This window comes from Leisingera aquaemixtae (assembly GCF_019801145.1).
Classification (GTDB): Bacteria; Pseudomonadota; Alphaproteobacteria; order Rhodobacterales; family Rhodobacteraceae; genus Leisingera; species Leisingera aquaemixtae_A.
The window spans coordinates 641153-661095 of sequence record NZ_JAHVJQ010000001.1 but is presented as its reverse complement, the minus strand read 5'-3'; the positions used below and the strand labels follow the sequence as shown (position 1 = coordinate 661095).

At 64.9% G+C, this 19943-nt stretch carries 16 protein-coding genes; 8 read left to right on the top strand and 8 right to left on the bottom strand.

The genetic code is table 11. The annotated features are described in order from the left end of the window. Nucleotides 1-80 precede the first annotated feature (80 nt). On the bottom strand, nt 81-2102 hold the full coding sequence (gene tkt, locus KUW17_RS03220; protein WP_222475859.1) for a transketolase: 2022 nt from the start codon (nt 2100-2102) through the stop codon (nt 81-83). A 243-nt stretch (nt 2103-2345) separates the two neighbouring features. Between tkt and KUW17_RS03215 the strand changes: the two genes are divergently transcribed. Both KUW17_RS03215 and KUW17_RS03210 read left to right on the top strand, forming a co-directional pair. Beyond that, nucleotides 2346-3182 (top strand): colicin transporter, encoded by an 837-nt coding sequence (locus tag KUW17_RS03215; RefSeq protein WP_222475858.1) that lies wholly within the window; start codon nt 2346-2348, stop codon nt 3180-3182. Further along, entirely contained in the window at nt 3182-3577 is a 396-nt protein-coding gene (locus KUW17_RS03210; RefSeq protein WP_222475857.1) for a cell division protein ZapA, read from the top strand. The genes KUW17_RS03215 and KUW17_RS03210 overlap by 1 nt, the downstream gene beginning before the upstream one ends. Before the next feature lie 83 nt (nt 3578-3660). Here the strand turns inward: KUW17_RS03210 and grxD are convergent, their stop codons facing one another. From grxD to KUW17_RS03175, 7 genes are all read right to left on the bottom strand, one after another. Then, nucleotides 3661-4023 carry a Grx4 family monothiol glutaredoxin gene (grxD, locus tag KUW17_RS03205; protein WP_222475856.1) on the bottom strand — a complete coding sequence of 121 codons (363 nt, stop codon included), beginning with the start codon at nt 4021-4023 and terminating at the stop codon, nt 3661-3663. A gap of 144 nt (nt 4024-4167) precedes the next feature. Continuing rightward, on the bottom strand, nt 4168-4404 hold the full coding sequence (locus tag KUW17_RS03200; RefSeq protein ID WP_019297755.1) for a BolA/IbaG family iron-sulfur metabolism protein: 237 nt from the start codon (nt 4402-4404) through the stop codon (nt 4168-4170). A 65-nt stretch (nt 4405-4469) separates the two neighbouring features. Continuing rightward, nucleotides 4470-4988 (bottom strand): hypothetical protein, encoded by a 519-nt coding sequence (locus KUW17_RS03195; protein ID WP_226428363.1) that lies wholly within the window; start codon nt 4986-4988, stop codon nt 4470-4472. 79 nt (nt 4989-5067) lie between these two features. Further along, a complete protein-coding gene (gene purL / locus KUW17_RS03190) occupies nt 5068-7233 on the bottom strand; it encodes a phosphoribosylformylglycinamidine synthase subunit PurL (protein WP_222475854.1) in 2166 nt (721 codons plus the stop codon). Between the two features lie 103 nt (nt 7234-7336). Then, complete coding sequence (locus KUW17_RS03185) at nt 7337-8407, bottom strand: BamA/TamA family outer membrane protein (RefSeq protein WP_315899379.1); 1071 nt, start codon at nt 8405-8407, stop codon at nt 7337-7339. A gap of 43 nt (nt 8408-8450) precedes the next feature. Beyond that, nucleotides 8451-10634, bottom strand: coding sequence for a mechanosensitive ion channel family protein (locus KUW17_RS03180; protein ID WP_261396951.1), 2184 nt, complete (start codon nt 10632-10634; stop codon nt 8451-8453). Between the two features lie 481 nt (nt 10635-11115). Further along, the gene (locus KUW17_RS03175; RefSeq protein ID WP_222475851.1) at nt 11116-12021 is read right to left on the bottom strand and encodes a LysR family transcriptional regulator; all 906 of its coding nucleotides are present in this window, start codon (nt 12019-12021) and stop codon (nt 11116-11118) included. Between the two features lie 169 nt (nt 12022-12190). Here KUW17_RS03175 and KUW17_RS03170 point away from each other — a divergent pair, with 169 nt between their 5' ends. The 6 genes from KUW17_RS03170 (at nt 12191) to ccmE (ending at nt 19941) form a co-directional block, all read left to right on the top strand. Continuing rightward, on the top strand, nt 12191-15610 hold the full coding sequence (locus tag KUW17_RS03170) for an indolepyruvate ferredoxin oxidoreductase family protein (protein WP_222475849.1): 3420 nt from the start codon (nt 12191-12193) through the stop codon (nt 15608-15610). Nucleotides 15611-15901: 291 nt separating this feature from the next. Continuing rightward, a complete protein-coding gene (locus tag KUW17_RS03165; protein ID WP_222475847.1) occupies nt 15902-16495 on the top strand; it encodes a dimethylsulfonioproprionate lyase family protein in 594 nt (197 codons plus the stop codon). Nucleotides 16496-16618: 123 nt separating this feature from the next. After that, complete coding sequence (locus KUW17_RS03160) at nt 16619-17497, top strand: lysophospholipid acyltransferase family protein (RefSeq protein WP_222475846.1); 879 nt, start codon at nt 16619-16621, stop codon at nt 17495-17497. Nucleotides 17498-17506: 9 nt separating this feature from the next. Further along, entirely contained in the window at nt 17507-18316 is an 810-nt protein-coding gene (gene murI / locus KUW17_RS03155) for a glutamate racemase (RefSeq protein ID WP_222475845.1), read from the top strand. A 113-nt stretch (nt 18317-18429) separates the two neighbouring features. After that, nucleotides 18430-19458, top strand: a complete 1029-nt coding sequence (gene argC / locus KUW17_RS03150) for an N-acetyl-gamma-glutamyl-phosphate reductase (protein WP_222475844.1) — start codon at nt 18430-18432, stop codon at nt 19456-19458. A gap of 39 nt (nt 19459-19497) precedes the next feature. Next, nucleotides 19498-19941 (top strand): cytochrome c maturation protein CcmE, encoded by a 444-nt coding sequence (gene ccmE, locus KUW17_RS03145; RefSeq protein ID WP_222475843.1) that lies wholly within the window; start codon nt 19498-19500, stop codon nt 19939-19941. Nucleotides 19942-19943: the final 2 nt, after the last annotated feature.

Below are 19943 nucleotides of genomic sequence, written 5' to 3'. Positions count from 1 at the left end.
CATTTACAAGAAAAAGTCATAGAGACGAAAAAGGGACGCTTGTTTGGAGCGCCCCTTAACTGGATTGATGCAAAGCTGCCTCAGCCCAGCAGCTCTTTCACCTTCGCCACGGTGCCTTCGGCGGTGATGCCGAAGCGTTCGAACAGCTCGCCTGCCGGGGCGGAGGCGCCGAAGCGGTCCATGCCGACGAAACCGGCTTTCTTCTCCTGGCCGCGCTCGCCCAAGAGCCAGCGGTCCCAGCCGCCGTCGCGGACAGCGGCCTCGATGCCGACGCGGACGGGGCCTGCGGGCAGGACCTTGCGGCGGTAGGCTTCGTCCTGCGCTGCAAACAGCTCCATGCAGGGCATGGAGACGACGCGGGTGCCGATGCCTTCGGCCTCCAGCTTGGCCTTGGCTTCCATTGCAACGGAAACTTCGGAGCCGGTGGCGATCAGGATCACCTGGCGCTTGTTCTCGGCCTCGGCCAGCACATAGGCGCCTTTTTCGACCATGTTGGTGAGCTTGTGCTCGGTCCGTACGGTCGGCAGGTTCTGACGGGTCAGGGTCATCACCGACGGGGTTTCCTTGGCGGTGAGGGCGATTTCCCAGGCCTCTGCGGTTTCCACGGTGTCGGCCGGGCGGAACACATAGGTGTTCGGGGTCGCGCGGCAGATCGCCAGATGCTCCACCGGCTGGTGGGTCGGGCCGTCTTCGCCGACGCCGATCGAGTCGTGGGTCATCACGAACACGGTCGGGATCTTCGACAGCGCGGCCAGGCGCATCGCCGGACGGGCATAGTCGGTGAAGCAGAAGAAGGTGCCGCCGTAGGGGCGCATGCCGCCGTGCAGCGCCATGCCGTTCATCGCAGCGGCCATGCCGTGCTCGCGGATGCCCCAGTAGACATAGCGGCCCTTGCGGTTGTCGGTGTCAAACACGCCCAGGTCGCCGGTCTTGGTGTTGTTGGAGCCGGTGAGGTCGGCGGAGCCGCCCACGGTTTCCGGCATCAGCGGGTTGATGACGGCCAGCGCCATCTCGGAGGATTTGCGGGTGGCAACCTTGGGCTGCTCCTCGCTCACCTGCTTTTTCAGCGCCTTGATGGCCGCCGACAGCTTCTTGGGGGCGTCCAGCGCATAGGCGCGGTTGAAACGGTCCTGCTTCTGCTGCGACAGCTCGGCAAAGCGGGCTTCCCAGGCTTCGCGCTCGGATTTGCCGCGGGCGCCGATCTCTTCCCATTGGGATTTGATCTCCGCCGGAACCTCGAACGCGCCGCCGGTCCAGCCATAGGCGTCCTTGGCCGCCTGCAGCTGGTCCTTGTCGGTCAGCGCGCCGTGGCCCTTGGAGGTGTCCTGCGCCGCGTGGCCCAGGGCGATGTGGGTCTTGCAGGCGATCATCGACGGCTTCTTCGATTTCTTTGCCGCGGTGATGGCCTCGTCGATGGCTTTGGGGTCGTGGCCGTCGATTTCCAGCACTTGCCAGCCCGACGCCTTGAAGCGCTGCACCTGGTTGGTGCGGTCGGACAGATCAACGGTGCCGTCGATAGTGATGTTGTTGTTGTCCCAGAAGACAATCAGTTTGCCCAGCTGGTGGCGGCCGGCCAGGCCGATCGCTTCCTGGCTGATGCCTTCCATCAGGCAGCCGTCGCCGGCGATCACGTAGGTGTGGTGATCGACAACCTTCTTGCCGTAATGAGCGCGCTGCATTTCCTCGGCCATGGCAAAGCCGACAGCGTTGGAGATGCCCTGGCCCAGCGGGCCGGTGGTGACTTCGACCGCGTCGATCAGGAAGTTCTCCGGGTGGCCCGCGGTGATCGCGCCGGTCTGGCGGAAGTTCTTGATCTGATCCAGGGTGACCTGCTTGTCGCCGGTCAGATACAGCAGCGAGTAGATCAGCATCGAGCCGTGGCCCGCCGACAGGATGAACCGGTCGCGGTCCGGCCAGGCCGGGTTGGATGCGTCGAATTTGAGGTGTTTTTCGAACAGCACGGTAGCCACATCGGCCATGCCGATCGGCATGCCGGTATGCCCGGAGTTGGCGGCGGCAACGGCGTCGAGGGCGAGCGCGCGGATGGCGGCGGCCTTGTTCCAATGCTCAGGGTTGGCGGTGCGCAGGGCTGTCAGGTCCACTGGGATTGTTCCTTTGGCGTTACAGGCAATTGCTGCGCTCAATAACAGCGATGAGCCAAAGATCAAGCGTGGTTGCGCCGATCGCCGTCAATCAGCACGAAGTAGGCGTGGCAAGTGGTTGAAACGCAAAGGGGGGTGTTTTATCCCTGAAAGGGAAGAACTGGCCCATGCCGGTGGCGTCTGCACGATTCGGGCGGGCGGCGGGCAGAAAACGGAACGGCAGGGTGCGGGTGAGGAACAGGCATGAACCAGATTGAAGAATTGCAAGGCCGCATTCAGGCCGCGCTGGAACGGATCAGCGCCGGCACTGCGGCGCTGCAGGAGGCGCGCGCAGCGGACAAGGCCCGGGCAGAGGACGCGGCTGCAGAAGCCGCCAAGGCTGCAGAGACGGCCGCGGCAGGCGCTGCAAATGCGGAGCTGGAACAGGCGCTTGACGAGGAGCGCACCGCCAATGCCCAGCTGGAAGAGCGGGTGAAGGTGCTGCACGCGCGTCTCAAGGAAGCGGAGAGCAGCGCCCCTTCAGGCACTGCCAGCGATGAAGACGTCGCCGCGATGCAGGCGGAACTGGAGCTGCTGCGCAACGAGGCCGGCGACCCGGCTGAAAAGCAGGCGCTGCGGGCCGAAGTGGCACGCCTCAAGGGCGAGCTGGAAGTGGCGGCCAACAATGCGGCCAATGCCCGGGAGGCGCTGGAGGATCAGCTTGCCGAAGCGCAGGCCGCCAACGACACCCTGAAAGCGCAGCTGGCCGCAGCGGACAGCGGCGACGGCGCCGGTTCGCCGGGGATGCAGGACACCGCCGCAGAGCTTGCGCGCCAGAATGATGCCCTGGTGCAGCTCGATGCAGAGCTACAGGAGCTGCGTATGGCCAACGAGGAGCTGCGCGCCTCCAACACGGCGCTGCGCGAGGCCAATGCCCAGAGCCTTGGCGACGCCGGGCTGATCAACGCCTCCATGGAAGCTGAAATTCAGGGCCTGCGCGCGGCCCAGGCCAGCGATCAGGCCCAGGTCAACGCCGTCCTGGCCAAGCTGGAGCCGCTGCTGGCCAATGCCCGCAACCTGCCGGAAGGAGAGGAAGTCTGATGCCCGAAGTGACCATTCATATCGGCGGCCGCGGCTTTGAGGTCTCCTGCCAGGAAGGCGAGGAAGACTACCTGCATTCCGCCGCCAAGATGCTGGACGACGAGGCACAAGTGCTGTCGGACCAGATCGGCCGCATGCCTGAGGCGCGGATGCTGTTGATGGCCGGCCTGATGCTGGCGGACAAGACCGCCGCGGTCGAGGACCGGATCAAGGAAGTGGAGGCCGAACTGGCCGAACGCATGCAGGAACTGGAAGCGCTGAAAAACGCCCCGGCGCCGGAGCCCGAACGCATCGAAATCCCTGTGGTGCCTCCGCAGGTCACGGAAAGCCTGGCCGAGCTGGCCGCCCGCACCGAGGCGCTGGCCCAGCAGGTCGAGGAACAGGCGGCAAGCTGAGGGAAGTCCCGCAAGTCGCTGCAGAAAAAGGAAAAGGCGCCGCTGGGGCGCCTTTTTTTTGTTGCCGCGGATGGCGCCTGGGGTCAGGCGTTGGCTTCGCGGATCTTGTCGGCGGCTTCCTTGTTGAAGGAAATGCCGTTGTCCTCGAACAGCGTGTCCAGCTCCGACGACAGGGCCATCTCGGTGATGATGTCGCAGCCGCCGACGAACTCGCCCTTGACGTAAAGCTGCGGAATGGTTGGCCAGTCGGAGTATTCCTTGATGCCCGAACGGATTTCCTCATCCGCCAGCACGTTCACGTCGGTGTAGTCCACGCCGATGTAGTTCAGCACCGCGGCCACGCGCGAGGAGAAGCCGCACTGCGGCATTTCCTTGGTGCCTTTCATGTAGAGCACCACGTCATTGGCTTTGACAGTTTCGTCGATGCGGGTCTTTGCGTCGGTCATTTACTCAGGTCCTTTTCGTCGTGCCGCCGTGGATGGACCGGCAGGAAGTCTTTGAGTGCGAGATACGTTACAATGGGCAGCATTAAAAGGGCCGCAGCAGGAGAAACTTGTTCTGCCGCAAACTCAAGCAGCCGGTGCAGCGGGTTATTCCGGCGCCTTGGTAGTCAGCGCCAGCGCGTGCAATTCGCCGTCGGGGCCGTCCATCTTGCCTTTCAGCGCGGCATAGACGGCGCGCTGCTGCTGGACGCGGTTTTTGCCGCGGAAGCTTTCGTCGACAACCATCGCCGACATGTGCACGCCGTCGGTGCCAGCCACCTGGATTTCGGCGTCGGGGAAGCTTTCGCGCAGCAGTTCTTCGATTTCGTGGGCTTGCATGGGCATCCGGAGAAGTCCTTTGTCTTGTTTGCCAAAAATGTAGGTGGGCGGCTGGGGCTGTGCAAGCAGGATTACCGGCTGTCCGGCGCAAAAGGCGCGATGGCCTCGACAAAATCCGGCACTGCCGCCAGGGCCTCCTGCACGCTGTCTTCCTCGAAATCCCAGATCGAGGACGGGGCGTCGGGGCACAGCGCCGCGGTCAGCTCCGCGCAGCGGTTTCGCAGGTCCTGGGGCAGCGGCAGCGCGGCGGCTTCCTGCAGCACCAACAGCGCCTCGTGGATCGGCCGCAGCACCCGCAGGGCATAAGTCATATGGGTCAGCAGATCCGGGTCGTCGTGCCAGGTCTCGCCCTCGAACAGGTTTTGCGTCACCCGCTGGCCGGCGCCGGCGCAGGAATAGGCCACACAGCCGCCAAAGCCGCATTTGGCAAGATCGGAATGAATGGAGCAGCGGAAATCGGGGGCGAGGTTGGGGCAGGGCGTGTCTGCCGCCTTCAAGAGGCCGAAATCCTCATGCGCCTCAAACGGATAGGCCACGCAGCAAAGGCCCGCGCAGCGGCTGCAATCCTCTGTCAGCTCAGGAAAAGTCATCGGCCGGTTTCCGGTCAAAGGAAAGGGCGGGACAGCTGCGCCATCCCGCCCGTTTAGTCTCAACGCTTTGCGCTGTTGGTCAAGCCACGGCAGCGGCAAAGCTGGAGCGGAAGATGTCCTTCAGCTCTGCCAGCGGCGCCTCGGAGCCACCGATCTTCACCATGTCGCCGCCGAATTTTCCGACAGTGGCGACCGGGACGCCGGCCTGGCCTGCGGCCAGCATCAGCGCCTCGGCCTGGTCGAAGTTGCAGGCGATCAGGTAGCGCGCCTGGTCCTCGCCAAACACGGTCTGGGTGTCGCCTGCGTCGATTTGCACGCCGACGCCGGCCTCTTCGGCCATCTCGAACGCGGCCAGCGCCAGGCCGCCGTCGCCGAGGTCGGTGCAGGCCTTGATCAGCTCGCGGTTTGCGCGGATGAATTCGCCGTTGCGCTTCTCGGCTTCCAGGTCCACCGCCGGGGCGTCGCCGTCCTCGCGGTTGAAGACCTCTGCCAGCAGCGCCGACTGGCCCAGGTGGCCGGTGGTTTCACCCACCAGCAGCGCCACATGGCCGTCGCGCGCCTCGCCGATGATCGGCTCCTCGCCCGCGGCAATCAGGCCCACGGCGCCGATGGTCGGGGTCGGCAGGATGCCCTTGCCGTCGGTTTCGTTGTAGAGCGACACGTTGCCGGAGACGATCGGCATGTCGAGCGCGGCAACCGCCTCGCCGATGCCCTTGATGGCGCCGACGAACTGGCCCATGATTTCCGGCTTTTCGGGGTTGCCGAAGTTCAGGTTGTCGGTGGTGGCCAGCGGCTTGGCGCCCACGGCGGTCAGGTTGCGGTAGGCCTCGGCCACTGCCTGCTTGCCGCCCTCAAACGGGTTTGCCTTGACGTAGCGCGGGGTCACGTCGGAGGTGAAGGCCAGCTTCTTGTCGGTGCCGTGCACCCGGACAATGCCGGAGCCTGCGCCCGGACGGCGCTGGGTGTCGCCCATCACGGTGGTGTCGTACTGCTCATAGACCCACTGCTTGCCGGCATAGTTCGGCGAGGACAGCAGCGCCTTAAGCCCGTCGATCGGGTCAATGGTCGGCACATCCGCGTCGGTCAGCGGCTCCGCTGCCGGGGTTTCCACCCACGGGCGGTCGTATTCCGGCGCGGTGGAGGACAGTTTCGACAGCACTAGATCGGCTTTCACTTCGCCGTTGTGCATGATCAGGAAGCGGTCCTCGGCAATGGTCTCACCGACGATGGCAAAATCCAGGTCCCATTTCTCGAACACCGCGCGCGCCTCGGCTTCCAGCTCCGGCTTCAGCACCATCAGCATCCGCTCCTGGGATTCCGACAGCATCATCTCGTAGGCGGTCATATTCTCTTCGCGCTGCGGCACCTTTTCCAGGTCCAGGCGCACGCCCAGCTTGCCCTTGTCGCCCATTTCCACGGCAGAGCAGGTGAGGCCCGCCGCGCCCATGTCCTGGATCGAGATCACCGCGCCGGTCTGCATCAGCTCCAGCGTGGCTTCCATCAGGCGCTTTTCGGTGAAGGGGTCGCCAACCTGAACGGTGGGGCGCTTTTCCTCGATGGTGTCGTCGAATTCTGCCGACGCCATCGTGGCGCCGCCAACGCCGTCCCGGCCGGTCTTGGCGCCTAGGTACACAACCGGCATGCCTACGCCGGATGCGGCGGAGTAGAAGATCGCGTCAGTGCGCGCGAGGCCCGCGGCAAAGGCGTTCACCAGGCAGTTGCCGTTGTAGGCGGGGTGGAAGCGCACTTCGCCGCCCGCGCAAGGCACGCCGAAGCAGTTGCCGTAGCCGCCGATGCCCTCGACCACGCCGTTGACCAGCTGGCGGGTCTTGTGGTGCGACGGCTCGCCGAAGGACAGCGAGTTCATCGAGGCGATGGGGCGCGCGCCCATGGTGAAGACGTCGCGCAAGATGCCGCCAACCCCGGTTGCCGCGCCCTGATAGGGCTCGATGTAGGAGGGGTGGTTGTGGCTTTCCATCTTGAACACAACGGCATCGCCGTCGCCGATGTCCACGATGCCCGCGTTCTCGCCGGGGCCGCAGATCACCTGCGGGCCGTCGGTCGGCAGGGTGCGCAGCCATTTCTTGGAGGACTTGTAGGAGCAGTGCTCGTTCCACATCGCCGAGAAGATGCCCAGCTCGGTGAAGGTCGGCTCCCGCCCGATGATTTCGAGGATCAGATCGTACTCATCGGGCTTCAGCCCGTGGTTTGCGATCAGTTCAGGCGTGATGGCGGGTTCCTGCATCCGTAAACGTCCCCAATGGCTGCGATTGCGCGCCTTTTAGAGCAAGCTTTGCCATTGGGAAAGAGGGGTTGCGCAAACGGATGCACGCAGAGTGGCCGCAAGGTCAGAACCGCTGCCCGACATAGACATAAAGCTGGGTTTCCTGCTGGTTGTTGCGGCTGAGATCAATGGAGAAATCGACCGGAAACTTCTTGGACACCCGGTAGCGGATGCCGGCACCGGCGGCGCTGTGGCTGCCGCCCTGCGTCAAATCGCCGAACTCCGCCCCGGTCCAGCCGGTGCCTGCGAAGGCTACGCCGCCCCAGCGCTTGCTGAACCGTCTGCGGTACTCGGCCTGCAGCGAGACAGAGCGCGGGCCGATGAACTGGGTGCTGTTGAAGCCGCGCATGTTGTCGGTGGCGCCGATCGAGCATTGGTCGAAGAACGGCGTGCTGGCGGAGGCGGCGCAGACGGTGCCGCGCAGGGCCAGGACGCCGCGGCGCCCCAGCGGGCGGTAGCCGTCGAGGATGGCATAGCCCCTGTCGTACCGGCGGCTAAGCCCGCCCAGGGCGTGGGAGCGGGTGGCAAAGGCGGTGAGCCGGGTGCCCCGGGTCGGATAGTCGCTGTCATCGCGGCGGTCCCAGTCCAGGCTGAGGCCGAAGGTGCCGATCTCCAGGCTGGCATCGGGCTGCAGCTCGGACGGCAGCAGGCCGGCATCCGGCGCCACCTCGGTTTCCAGGTAGCGCAGCACGATCCCGGCCGACAGATCTGGCGTAAACCCGTAGGCGGCATTGATCCGCACCAGTGACCCGTCCTGGCGGACCGGCAGCACGCCCACCCCCGTATAAAGGTCATAAGCCGCATCTGCCCGCGCCGCGAGCGCCTTGATCTGCCAGCGGTTGCCGGGAAAGGCGAAGCTGACCATACCAGCGGCCGCCTGGCTGCCATTGTCGGACCTGAGCCCGCCCAATCCGATCACCGAAGTATTGGCATCGGGGCTGGTCTTGAACAGATACCCGGCGCCCAGCGCCAGACCGGAGCCGATCATCGGGCTGGAAAACGGCACCGGCGCAACCACGACGGAGCCGTTGCGGAAGCCATAGCCCTCAGCCTTCTGCGCCGTCTCGATATGGCCGAGATGCCGCTCGGTCTGCTCGGGCCCAGCGGCCAGCCCGGCAGAGGCAAGGACCGCCACACCCGCCGCCAGGGCGGCGGACCTGATGGCACGGCACAGGCAGTTACTTCTTCTGCCCGGCACCGTCTTCGGCCCCTTCGGCTGCCTGCTGCTGCGCGGCGCTGCCGGCGGCGGCGGCGATGGCGGCCTTTTCGGTGTCGTTCAGCTGGTCGGAATCCTCCAGCCCCGGAATCGCCACCCGCACTTCGCGGCGGGCAAAGTCGATGCCGTTTTCGGCAAAGGCCGCCTTCACCCGGTTGTAGATCTCCTTGCGGATGGTGAACTGGGTGCCCGGCTTGGCCATGAACTTGCCGCGGATGATCATGCCGACATCGTCGAAGTCAAAGACGCCCTGGCTCTTGAACGGCTGCAGGAAGTCGTCCTTGTAAAGCTCATCCTCCAGCATCGAGGCGCCGATCTTCTTGAAGATCTTCTTCACCTTGTTGGGGTCGGTATCAAACGGCACCGTGAAGCGCAGCTTCATGATCACCCAGTCGCGGCTGTAGTTGGTCAGCTTGGGGATCTCGCCGTAGGGAATGGTGTTGATCGGCCCGCGGTGGTGGCGCAGCTGCATCGAGCGGATCGAGATCTTCTCGACCGTGCCGCGGGTGCCTTCGACCTCGACATATTCGCCGACCCGGAAGGCATCGTCGACCAGGAAGAAGATGCCGGAGACCACGTCTGACACCAGCTTCTGCGCGCCAAAACCGATGGCGAGGCCCAGAATCCCGGCACCGGCCAGAAGCGGCGTGATGTCGATGCCCAGCGCGCCGACCGCCAGCAGTCCGAAGATCACCACGATGGCGATCTGCGCGGTGACCAGCAAGAGCGGCAGCACCGTCGCCAGCCGCGAGCCGCCAGCGCCGCCGCCTTCGCCGCCAACCTCGCCCTCTTCGCCGGAGGTCTGCTCCTTGGCAAGCCGCCGGTTGATCCACAGCGACACGCCCTCGTAAACCACATAGCCCACCGCGATGGTCATCAGGCAGCCGATGATATTGCCTGCAATGCCCTCGGCACCGGAGGCAATGGCCATCAGGTCCACATCCCAGGCGTTGGAGATGATCATCAGCACGATACCGGCCACCAGCACGCGGCCGATCCGGATGTAGCTGCGCTTGGTGGACTTGTAAGCCTCCGCCGCCAGCTGCCCCTCGCCGGACATCGGCGGCACCAGATGCTTGACCAGTCCGCGGATCGCCGTGTCCAGGGCCGGCGCGGCCAGCAGCCAGAACATGGTGATGTAATGGGCGCCGTGGATCAGCTGCGCCACCTTGCCGAGGCCGACAAGCGTGCCGACCGCGACCCAGGTCAGCGCCGCCACCGCCATCGCGAAATAAGGATAGTAATGGGCCGCCACCTCGTCATAGCGGGTGCGGTCCGGATCGGTGCCGCGCATCATGTCGGTCAGGCCCTCGCGCGCGGTCCAGGCGATCCAGATGATGTAGACATAGACCAGGCTGTCCAGCCAATAGGCCAGGCGGATCGATTCCGGCGGCACGCCGTTGGCCGTGTTGAATCTGACCGAGAAGATGGCCAGGCCGGCCAGAAAGATAAGGCCGATGGTGTGCAAATGCAGGAAATCGGCCCAGCGGTCGCTGGCGTTGACCAGCCGCCGGTCCGGCCGCTCTGGCGCCATGATGAAGCGGGACGCCGCCGCGCCGACCCGCGGCAGCCAGATCAGATAGGTGACCATCGGCGCCGCAAATTGCAGCATCTGCGCGTCCAGCAATGTCCGGCCCACCGCGCGGATCACCACATAAAACACCACAAGGCCGACCATCTCGCGCAGGAAACGGCGGCCCAGAAAGCTCAGCGCGCCGGCCAGCGTGTCCGCATCGCCGCTGACCACTTCAAGGTTGCGCCAGCGGGCGATCAGCTGGCGCACGGCGTATTCCGCCGCCAGACCAATGGCGAGCGTCAGGGCTATCAGACCGAACATCGTCAGCACGCCGCCCAGTCCGCCGTGTTTCTGAACAAAATTGCCAATGGCGCGGGACTGGCCCTCCGGCAGCACCGGCAACTTGCGCACCGCATCCGTGACCGGCAGCGTGAAGGCGGTCCACAGCTGCACGGCCCGACCTGTCAGCGTCGCAGGCTGTGCCTCAGCCTCCTGACTGGCTGCCACCGCATCCAGCCGCTCCAGCAGCAGTGCCCGGACCTGATCGTCGGACATCCGGGCAACCATCTCGTGTATGGCCTCCTCGGTCAGCGGGTCGGGCAGGGCAGGTGACTCGTTAGTCTGCGCCATTGCAGGCGCCTGCCAGGCGGTTCCAAGAAGGACAACCGTCAAAACGATGCCGAAAATGTGGGCAAAGCAGTGGAAAAAGGACTTCATATTAACCTCGCGCACCATAAAAACAGGCCAGACAGGGAAAATCCCTGGGCCAATTGAACCGGCGAGTTGTATTCAGGTCAAAGAAAATCGTGTTTTCAGCGCAGGATGCAGCATCGAACATTGCCCCAAAGGTTGCCGTCCGGCCAAAAAAAAGGCCGAGCACTAAGCTCGGCCGAAGTCCAACAGGGAGGTATGAAGGGGGGCAGCGCCGCCGCCTTCATGAGGATCATTTAGGGCTCCGGGCCTGACCCTTCAAGAGGATTAACGCTAAAAGACCATCAATGCTGCTATGCGGTTTTTGCATGGCTCGCGCAGTGCGCAATCTCCTGCCGCGCGCCGGGCCTGCGGCGCAGCCGCCGGAAGGCGGCGGGCTGCGCACTAGGATGCTGAAAACTCAGAGCTTGCCGAGTTCCTTCATGTGTTTGCGGTGGGCCATGATTTCGCTCTGCACGAAGTCGCGGAAGGCGCCCACGCGCTGGGAGTGGCGCAGCTCCTCGGGGTAGGCCAGATAGACCGGAACCTCGTTCTGGTCCTCGTCCGGCAGCACCTCGACCAGCTGCGGGAACTCTTCCGTCACATAATCAGGCAGAATGCCGATGCCCAGATTGTGCAGCACCCCCTGCAGCACCCCGAAGTAGTTGTTGACCGTCAGCAGCGATCCCGGGTCCTGCGCCATCAGCTTCTTGCCCAGCACCGCAGCGGAGCCGACCTGCGCGGAGCGCTGGTTCTGGCAGATCAGACGGTGATTGGAAATGTCGGCGGAGGTTTCCAGGTTGCCGTGCTTCTCAAGATAAGAAGGTGTTGCATAAAGCCCCATGCGCACGGTCATCAGCCGCTTGCGCACCAGATCGGCCTGGCTCGGCTCCTTCATGCGGATCGCCACATCGGCCTCGCGCATCGGCAGGTCCAGCACCCGTTCCTCCAGCATCAGGTCGATCTTGAGGTTGGGGTACTGCTCATACAGTTTGGTCAGCCGCGGTGCCAGCCACAGGGTGCCAAAGCCAACGGTGGTGGTCACACGCAGTTCGCCGAACACTTCCTCCTCGCTGTCGCGGATGCGGGCAGAGGCCGCCTCCAGCCGCGCGGACATGGATTGGGTGGCGTCAAACAGCAGCTCGCCCTGCTCCGTGAGAATCAGTCCGCGCGCATGGCGGTGGAAAAGCGTCGCATTGAGGCTTTCCTCCAGCGCCCGGATCTGGCGGCTGACCGCCGACTGCGACAGATTCAGCTTGTCGCCCGCATGGGTCAGGCTGCCCGCATCGGCCACTGCGTGAAATATTCTGAGCTTATCCCAATCCATATGCGTTACTTTCTGTCCGTTCGGGGCCGACTGTATGAAATCTTAGTTATGTATCAGTTTTCGCGGCGCAAGCGAGCAAAATCGAAAAAAATGCGGCTATTCAGGTCAGCATTTATGACCTATTATTGCGGCCAGAAAGTGCAAGCTAATCCCGGTTGAGGAGGCCACGATGAGCACGCCGAAAATCTCGCTGAACGACAAATACGACCTGACCAAATCGCCGGTTCTGCTGAACGGCACCCAGGCGCTGGTGCGGCTGATGCTGATGCAGAAGCACCGCGACATGGCGGCGGGTCTCAATACCGCCGGGCTTGTTACCGGTTACCGCGGTTCGCCCCTGGGGGCAGTGGACCTGCAGATGTCCCGCGCCGAAAAGCAGCTGAAAGAGGCTGACGTCACCTTTCAGTACGGGTTGAACGAGGATCTGGCCGTCACCGCGCTCTGGGGCGCGCAGCAGGCCGAGGTCCGCGGCGAAGGCAAATACGACGGCGTTTTCGGCCTGTGGTACGGCAAGGGTCCGGGCGTCGACCGCTCCGGTGACGCGATCCGCCATGCCAACATGGCCGGCTCCTCCAAGCACGGCGGTGTGCTGCTGGCGATGGGCGATGACCACACCGGCGAAAGCTCCACCGTGCTGCACCAGTCGGAATGGTCGCTGTTGGACTGCTACCTGCCGATCGTCAGCCCGGCCGGCGTGCAGGAGATCCTGGACTACGGCATCTACGGCTATGCGCTCAGCCGGTTCTCCGGCCTCTGGGTCGGCCTCAAGACCATGAAGGACACCATCGAGGTGACCTCGGTTGTCGATGCCCGCCCCGAACGCATGCAGCTGGTCACCCCGGAATTCGACATGCCGGCCGACGGTCTGAACATCCGCCTGGATGACGACCGCTTCCGCCAGGAAAACCGCATCATCGACTACAAGCGCTTTGCGGCAGAGGCGTTCAGCCATGCCAACAAGATGGACAAGCGCATGTGGGGCAAGCCCGGCGCCAAGATCGGTTTTGTCGCCGCGGGCAAGAACTGGCTCGACCTGGTGCACGCGCTGAAGCTGTTGAACATCGACGAGACCATGGCCGAGCGTCTGGGCATCACCACCTACAAGGTGGGCCAGACCTGGCCGATGGACATGAAGGGCTTCCACGACTGGGCCCAGGACCTGGACCTGATCGTCGTGGTCGAGGAAAAGCGCAAGCTGATCGAGATCCAGATCAAGGAAGCGATCTTTGACGACCGCCAGGGCCGCCGCGTCTATGGCTGGTACAAGGGCGGCGCCGGCAGCATGCACCGCGAGGAGCTGTTCCCGACCCGCTATGCGCTGGACCCGATCATGATCGCCGAGAAGCTGGGCGAAATCCTGATCGAGGAGGGCCGCGAGACCGAGGCGATCCGCGCCGGGATGGAGGCGCTCGGCGAAGCCCGCCGCGCCGACAACGCCGAGGAAATCGCCACCCGCCTGCCGTATTTCTGCTCCGGCTGCCCGCACAATTCCTCCACCCGCCTGCCGGACGGCTCCCGCGCCTATGCCGGCATCGGCTGCCATTTCATGGTGCAGTGGATGGACCGCGAGACCACCGGCTTCACCCATATGGGCGGCGAGGGCGTCAACTGGGTCGGCGAGGCACCGTTCTCCAAGCGCAAGCATGTGTTCCAGAACCTGGGCGACGGCACCTACAACCACTCCGGCGTGCAGGCGATCCGCGCGGCGCTCGCCGAGGGCACCAACATCACCTACAAGATCCTCTACAATGACGCGGTGGCGATGACCGGCGGCCAGCAGGCCGAGGGCGGCCTTACCGCGCAGCAGATCGCGCATGAGCTGAAGGCGATGGGCGTCAAGACCATGGCCGTGGTCTATGACGAGAAGGAGGACGTGGACGCCGCCCTGTTCCCGGCCGGCATGCGGATGCACGAACGCGCCGAGATGATTAAGATCCAGCGCGAGTTCGAACAGGTCGAAGGCGTCTCCGCCATCATCTACATCCAGACCTGCGCCGCCGAGAAGCGCCGCCGCCGCAAGAAAGGCCAGTTCCCGGATCCGGACCAGCGGGTGTTCATCAACACCGACGTCTGCGAGGGCTGCGGCGATTGCGGGGTGCAGTCGAACTGCGTCTCCATCGTGCCCAAGGACACCGAACTGGGGCGCAAGCGCGCCATCGACCAGTCGTCCTGCAACAAGGACTTCTCCTGCCTCAACGGCTTCTGCCCGTCCTTCGTGACCGTCGAAGGCGCCAAGATCCGCAAGGAAGCAACCGCCGACATCGACCTGCCGCATCTGCCCAAACCGGTGCTGCCGGAGATCAGCGGCACCCACAATGTGGTGATCACCGGCGTCGGCGGCACCGGCGTGGTGACCATCGGCGCGGTGCTGGCGCAAGCGGCGCAGATCGACGGCAAGGGCGCCGGGCTGATGGAAATGGCCGGCCTCGCCCAGAAGGGCGGCGCGGTGCATATCCACTGCCGGATTGCCAACAACCCCGAGGACATCTCGGCGATCCGCGTCGCCACAGGCGAGGCGCATGCGCTGATCGGCGGCGACCTGGTGGTCAGCGCCGGCGCCAAGACCCTGGGCCTGACCACCTCCGGCCAAACCGGCGCGGTTGTGAACAGCCATGAGATCATCACCGGCGAATTCACCAAGAACACCGAGTTCAAGGTGCCGGTCGACCGTCTGGAAGTGGCGCTGCAGGCGCGTCTGCGCGACCGGCTGGACCTGTTCGATGCGTCCGAGCTGGCCCGCGCCACCATGGGCGACTCGATCTTCTCGAACATGATGGTGTTCGGCGGCGCCTGGCAGAAGGGGCTGGTCCCGGTCAGCCACGAGGCGATCGAACAGGCAATCGAGATGAACGGCGCCGCGGTGGAACGCAACAAGCGCGCCTTCGACATCGGCCGCTGGGCGGTGCTGCACCCGGAAGAGGCCGCCAGGCTGATCCAGCCCAAGGCCGCGGCAGCGCCGAAGACGCTGGAGGAAAAAATCGCCTTCCGCGCCGATCACCTGGTCGCCTACCAGGGCAAGGGCCTGGCCAAGCGCTATGGCAAGCTGTTGGACGGCATCAGCGATCCCGCGCTGAAGGAGGCCGTGGCAAAAGGCTACCATAAGCTCCTGGCTTACAAGGACGAATACGAAGTAGCCCGGCTGCTGCTCGACAGCCGCGCCAAGGCGGAGGCGGAGTTCGAGGGCGACCTCAAGCTTTCGTACCACCTGGCGCCGCCGATGATGACAGGCACCGACCCTGACGGCCGCCCGAAGAAGCGCAAATTCGGCGCGGGCATGGAGCGGTGGTTCCGCCTGCTGGCCAAGCTGAAGTCCCTGCGCGGCACGCCGCTGGATGTCTTCGGCTACACCGACGAGCGCAAGATGGAGCGCGCGCTGATCAAGCAGTATGAGGCCGACATGCAGGAGTGGCTGCCCAAGGCCAGCCCGGCGATCATGGAGCCGCTGATGGCGCTGGCAGAGCTGCCGCTGCAGATCCGCGGCTTCGGCCCGGTCAAGCTGGCCAACGAGCAGAAGGCCGCCAAGCGCCGCGAGGAGCTGCTGGCCGCACTGCGCCAGGGCGGCGTGCCGGTCAAGCAGGCCGCAGAGTAACACTGCAGAGTAATACCGGGGCAGGGCGGGCACTCCCGCCCGCCTTGATCCTTTCGAAGAAAGGCCCAAGACAGTTGGGCCCGGCGCCGCGCTGACGCGCGGCGTTTGCCGTTCCGCTGCTTCTGGCCGGCCGGGGTGCGGCGGCCGGCATTTTGCGCCGCAGTCTGCAGATTTCTGCTGCAGCGGTCGTTTTCAGCGCATTTTTCAGCGATTGCGGCGCGCGCTTTGGCGCGCCGCCGCTAGGCTCTGCCCGGATTGCATGTTCTTGCTGCACCGGAAAGGAGCCGCCCGATGTCCCTCTCACAGGCCTTGCAGGCTGCCCGCAACCTGCACACAAAACTGCCCGCCTTGCAGGAGTTCGCGCCCTGGCCCAGCGATCTGGAGCCCGCCGCGCTGGCACCCGCGGCGATGCCTGCGCAAGACCAGGTGGCGGGGTTCAGCCAGCCGGGCACGGCCGAGACCCAGCCCCTGATCGACGCGCTGCGCTGCGCAGCGGGCCAGGCGCATTGGACGCAGACCTACACCGAGGCAGAGGTGGGGGCGCATTTCCTGCAGAACTACGGCTATTTCGAGCTGTTCGGACCAACCGGCCATTTCCGCACCACCCAGCTGCGCGGCTATATCGCCTATTGGGGCGCCGGGCTGAAATACGACTGGCACAGCCACGAGGCCGAGGAACTGTACGTGGTGCTGGGCGGCGGCGCGCAGTTCCTGACCGAAGAGGATGAAAGCTGGCTGGGCGCCAGCGGCACGCGCCTTCACGGCGGCTGGCAGCCGCATGCGATGAATACCGGCGCGCAGCCGATCCTGACCTATGTCCTGTGGCGCGGGGCCGGGCTGGCGGGCCTGCCGCTGATGGGCGGCAAGCGGACTGCCGCAGCCTGAACTGCCAGAACAGGCCGGCCGGCTGCCGGGAACCGGCCTGTCACGCGGCTGTTACAGCCGTCTTGCACACTGCGCTCCCGGCCTTATACCGCCGGTGAATGCCAGACGGAGCCTCCCCTCAAGATGCACGCGCACCACCGCCTCGCCCGTGATATTTCCTATGCCCATTCGGCCTCCACCCGCGCAGGCCGCGCGGTGATCCGGCTGATGGAGAACTCCACCGGGCGGCTGAAGCTGATCCGCCGCGCCGCAGGCTATGAGCAGGAGGTGGCAGCAGGCCGCAGCTTCTGGTCGGTCATGGCAGAGCGCTACGGGCTGACGCTGGACGTGGCCGGCGGCGCGCTGAGCAATATCCCGCGGGACAAGCCGGTCATCCTGATCGCCAACCACCCCTACGGCATCCTCGACGGGCTGATGATGGGGCATATCCTGGCCGAGACCCGCGGCGATTTCCGCATCCTGGCGAACCAGGTGTTCCGCCGCGCCGAAGACCTGAACAAGATGATCCTGCCGGTAGATTTCGCCGAAACCCGCGAGGCGGTGCAGACCAACCTTCAGACCCGCAAGGACGCCCTCGGCTATCTGGCGCAGGGCGGCGCCATCGGCATCTTCCCGGGCGGCACGGTGTCCACCGCGGCGCACCCGCTGGGCCACCCGATGGACCCCGGCTGGCGCGGCTTCACCGCCCGGATGATCGCCAAATCCGATGCGGTGGTGGTGCCGGTGTTCTTTGACGGGCACACCTCGCGCCTGTTCCAGATCGCCAGCCACCTGCACGCGACCCTGCGCATGGGGCTGTTGATCCAGGAATTCCGCAAGCGTGTCGATACGCCGGTCCGGGTGGTGATCGGCGAGCCCATAGGCCGCGACGTTCTGGCGCCGCTGGCAAAAGACACAAAAGCAATGATGGATTTCCTGCGCAAAGCGACGTATGAGCTTTCTCCAGTACCTCTCAAATCCTACGGTTACGGGTTTGAGTTCGAAGAGAAACACCGCGCGTGAGAAATCGGAATGGCTGTAGGCATCTTTGATTCAGGCCTGGGCGGGCTGACCGTCCTGAACGCCGCGCAGCAGCGGCTGCCGGATGTGAATTTCCTGTATTACGGCGACAACGCCCGCGCGCCTTACGGCGTGCGCGATGCCGAGGATGTGTACCAGCTGACCAAGGCCGCGGTGCAGGACATGTGGGACAAGGGCTGCGATCTGGTGATCCTTGCCTGCAACACCGCCTCTGCCGCCGCGCTGCGCCGGATGCAGGAGGGCGGGCTGCCCCAGGGCAAGCGGGTTCTGGGCGTGTTCGTGCCGCTGATCGAGGCGCTGACCGAGCGGCAGTGGGGCGACAACTCGCCGCCGCGCGAGGTTGCGGTGCAGCATGTGGCCCTGTTTGCCACCCCGGCCACCGTCGCCAGCCGCGCCTTCCAGCGGGAACTGGCGTTCCGCGCCATCGGCGTCGATGTCGAGGCGCAGGCCTGCGGCGGCGTCGTCGACGCGATCGAGGACGGCGACATGATCCTGGCCGAGGCGCTGGTGCGCTCCCACGTCGATGCGCTGAAGCGCAAGATGCCGCACCCGGAGGCCGCGATTCTCGGCTGCACCCATTACCCGCTGATGGAGCAGACCTTCCAGGAGGCGCTGGGGCCGGAGGTCAAGGTGTTCAGCCAGGGCAGCCTGGTGGCCGACAGCCTGGCGGACTATCTGACCCGCCACCCGGACATGTACGGCAACGGCGCCGGCGGGTTCTTCACCACCGGAAACCCGGGCCGCGTCAGCGACCGCGCGACCCAGTTTCTCCGACGGGAAATCACCTTTCAGGCAGCCTGACCGCATCCGTCCGGAACCTTGTTCCAGGTCAAAGTGCGCGGGCGCAGTTTTCCCTATTTCTCTCCGCAGATGGCTGCGGAACCGGCATATCACATCGAAAGACGAGGTCTGACATGACCCATAAAGTGGCTATTCTTGGCGCTTCCGGCTACACCGGCGCCGAACTGGTGCGGCTGATCGCCCAGCATCCGAACATCGACATCGCGGCGCTGTCCGCCGACCGCAAGGCCGGCATGACCATGGCCGAAGTTTTCCCGCACCTGCGCCACATGGAGCTGCCGGTGCTGTGCAAGATCGACGAGATCGACTTTGCGGGTATCGACCTCTGCTTCTGCGCGCTGCCGCACAAGACCAGCCAGGAAGTGATCGCGGCGCTGCCCAAAAACCTGAAGGTCGTTGACCTGTCGGCGGACTTCCGGCTGCGCGACCCGGCGGAGTACGAGAAGTGGTACGGCAACAAGCACGCCGCGCTGGAGCAGCAGGAAGAGGCCGTCTATGGCCTGACCGAGTTCTACCGGGAAGAGATCAAGGCCGCGCGCCTGGTTGCCGGCACCGGCTGCAACGCCGCCACGGGCCAGTTTGCCCTGCGGCCGCTGATCGCGGCTGGCGTCATCGACCTGGACGAGATCATCCTGGACCTGAAATGCGCCGTCTCCGGCGCCGGCCGGTCGCTCAAGGAAAACCTGCTGCATGCGGAGCTGAGCGAGGGCTACAACGCTTATGCCATCGGCGGCACCCACCGGCACCTGGGCGAATTCGACCAGGAGTTCAGCAAACTCGCAGGCCGGCCGGTCAAGGTGCAGTTCACCCCGCACCTGCTGCCCGCCAACCGCGGCATCCTGGCGACCGTCTATGTGAAGGGCGATGCAAGGGCGATTCATGACACCTTTGCCAAGGCCTATGCCGATGAGCCCTTCATCGAGCTGCTGCCCTTTGGCGAGGCGCCCTCGACCCATCACGTGCGCGGCTCCAACTTCTGCCATATCGGCGTCGCGCAGGACCGGATCGAAGGCCGCGCCATCGTCTTTGCGGCATTGGATAACCTGACAAAAGGAAGCAGCGGCCAGGCCTTGCAGAACGCCAACCTGATGTTAGGTGAGGAAGAAACCGAGGGCCTGATGATGGCGCCGCTGTTCCCGTAAACGGGGGCGGCGCTGGCCTGGGCCTGATATGAGGACACCATGAAGAACCTGAAGAAACAGCGCCGTATCCAGGTCATCGCGGTAGCCGCGGTGGCCCTGATCGTAGCCACCGCCCTGATCGGCTATGCCATGCGGGACGGGATCAACTATTTCCGCTCGCCCAGCCAGGTGGCCGAGGCTCCGCCGAAACCGTCCGAGGTGTTCCGCATCGGCGGGCTGGTGGCCGAAGGCTCGCTGGAGCGCGGCCAGGGCGAGACCGTGCGCTTTGCCGTCACCGACGGCGGCGCCACGGTGCAGGTGGCCTATACCGGCGTTCTGCCCGACCTGTTCGAAGAGAACCAGGGCATGGTCGGCACCGGTAGCTACGTAAACGGTGTGTTCGAAGCCACTGAAATCCTGGCAAAACATGACGAAACTTATATGCCCAAAGAAGTCATGGACGCGCTGAAGGAGCAGGGGGTTTATCAGGAACCCGAGACCTGATC

What these genes read in the sequence shown, in the direction of transcription:
- KUW17_RS03215 (WP_222475858.1), top strand. Translation starts at nt 2,346, where the DNA reads ATGAACCAGATTGAAGAATTGCAAGGCCGCATTCAGGCCGCGCTGGAA.
- KUW17_RS03210 (WP_222475857.1), top strand. Translation starts at nt 3,182, where the DNA reads ATGCCCGAAGTGACCATTCATATCGGCGGCCGCGGCTTTGAGGTCTCC.
- grxD (WP_222475856.1), bottom strand. Translation starts at nt 4,023, where the DNA reads ATGACCGACGCAAAGACCCGCATCGACGAAACTGTCAAAGCCAATGAC.
- KUW17_RS03200 (WP_019297755.1), bottom strand. Translation starts at nt 4,404, where the DNA reads ATGCCCATGCAAGCCCACGAAATCGAAGAACTGCTGCGCGAAAGCTTC.
- KUW17_RS03195 (WP_226428363.1), bottom strand. Translation starts at nt 4,988, where the DNA reads ATGACTTTTCCTGAGCTGACAGAGGATTGCAGCCGCTGCGCGGGCCTT.
- purL (WP_222475854.1), bottom strand. Translation starts at nt 7,233, where the DNA reads ATGCAGGAACCCGCCATCACGCCTGAACTGATCGCAAACCACGGGCTG.
- KUW17_RS03180 (WP_261396951.1), bottom strand. Translation starts at nt 10,634, where the DNA reads ATGGCGCAGACTAACGAGTCACCTGCCCTGCCCGACCCGCTGACCGAG.
- KUW17_RS03175 (WP_222475851.1), bottom strand. Translation starts at nt 12,021, where the DNA reads ATGGATTGGGATAAGCTCAGAATATTTCACGCAGTGGCCGATGCGGGC.
- KUW17_RS03170 (WP_222475849.1), top strand. Translation starts at nt 12,191, where the DNA reads ATGAGCACGCCGAAAATCTCGCTGAACGACAAATACGACCTGACCAAA.
- KUW17_RS03165 (WP_222475847.1), top strand. Translation starts at nt 15,902, where the DNA reads ATGTCCCTCTCACAGGCCTTGCAGGCTGCCCGCAACCTGCACACAAAA.
- KUW17_RS03160 (WP_222475846.1), top strand. Translation starts at nt 16,619, where the DNA reads ATGCACGCGCACCACCGCCTCGCCCGTGATATTTCCTATGCCCATTCG.
- murI (WP_222475845.1), top strand. Translation starts at nt 17,507, where the DNA reads ATGGCTGTAGGCATCTTTGATTCAGGCCTGGGCGGGCTGACCGTCCTG.
- argC (WP_222475844.1), top strand. Translation starts at nt 18,430, where the DNA reads ATGACCCATAAAGTGGCTATTCTTGGCGCTTCCGGCTACACCGGCGCC.
- ccmE (WP_222475843.1), top strand. Translation starts at nt 19,498, where the DNA reads ATGAAGAACCTGAAGAAACAGCGCCGTATCCAGGTCATCGCGGTAGCC.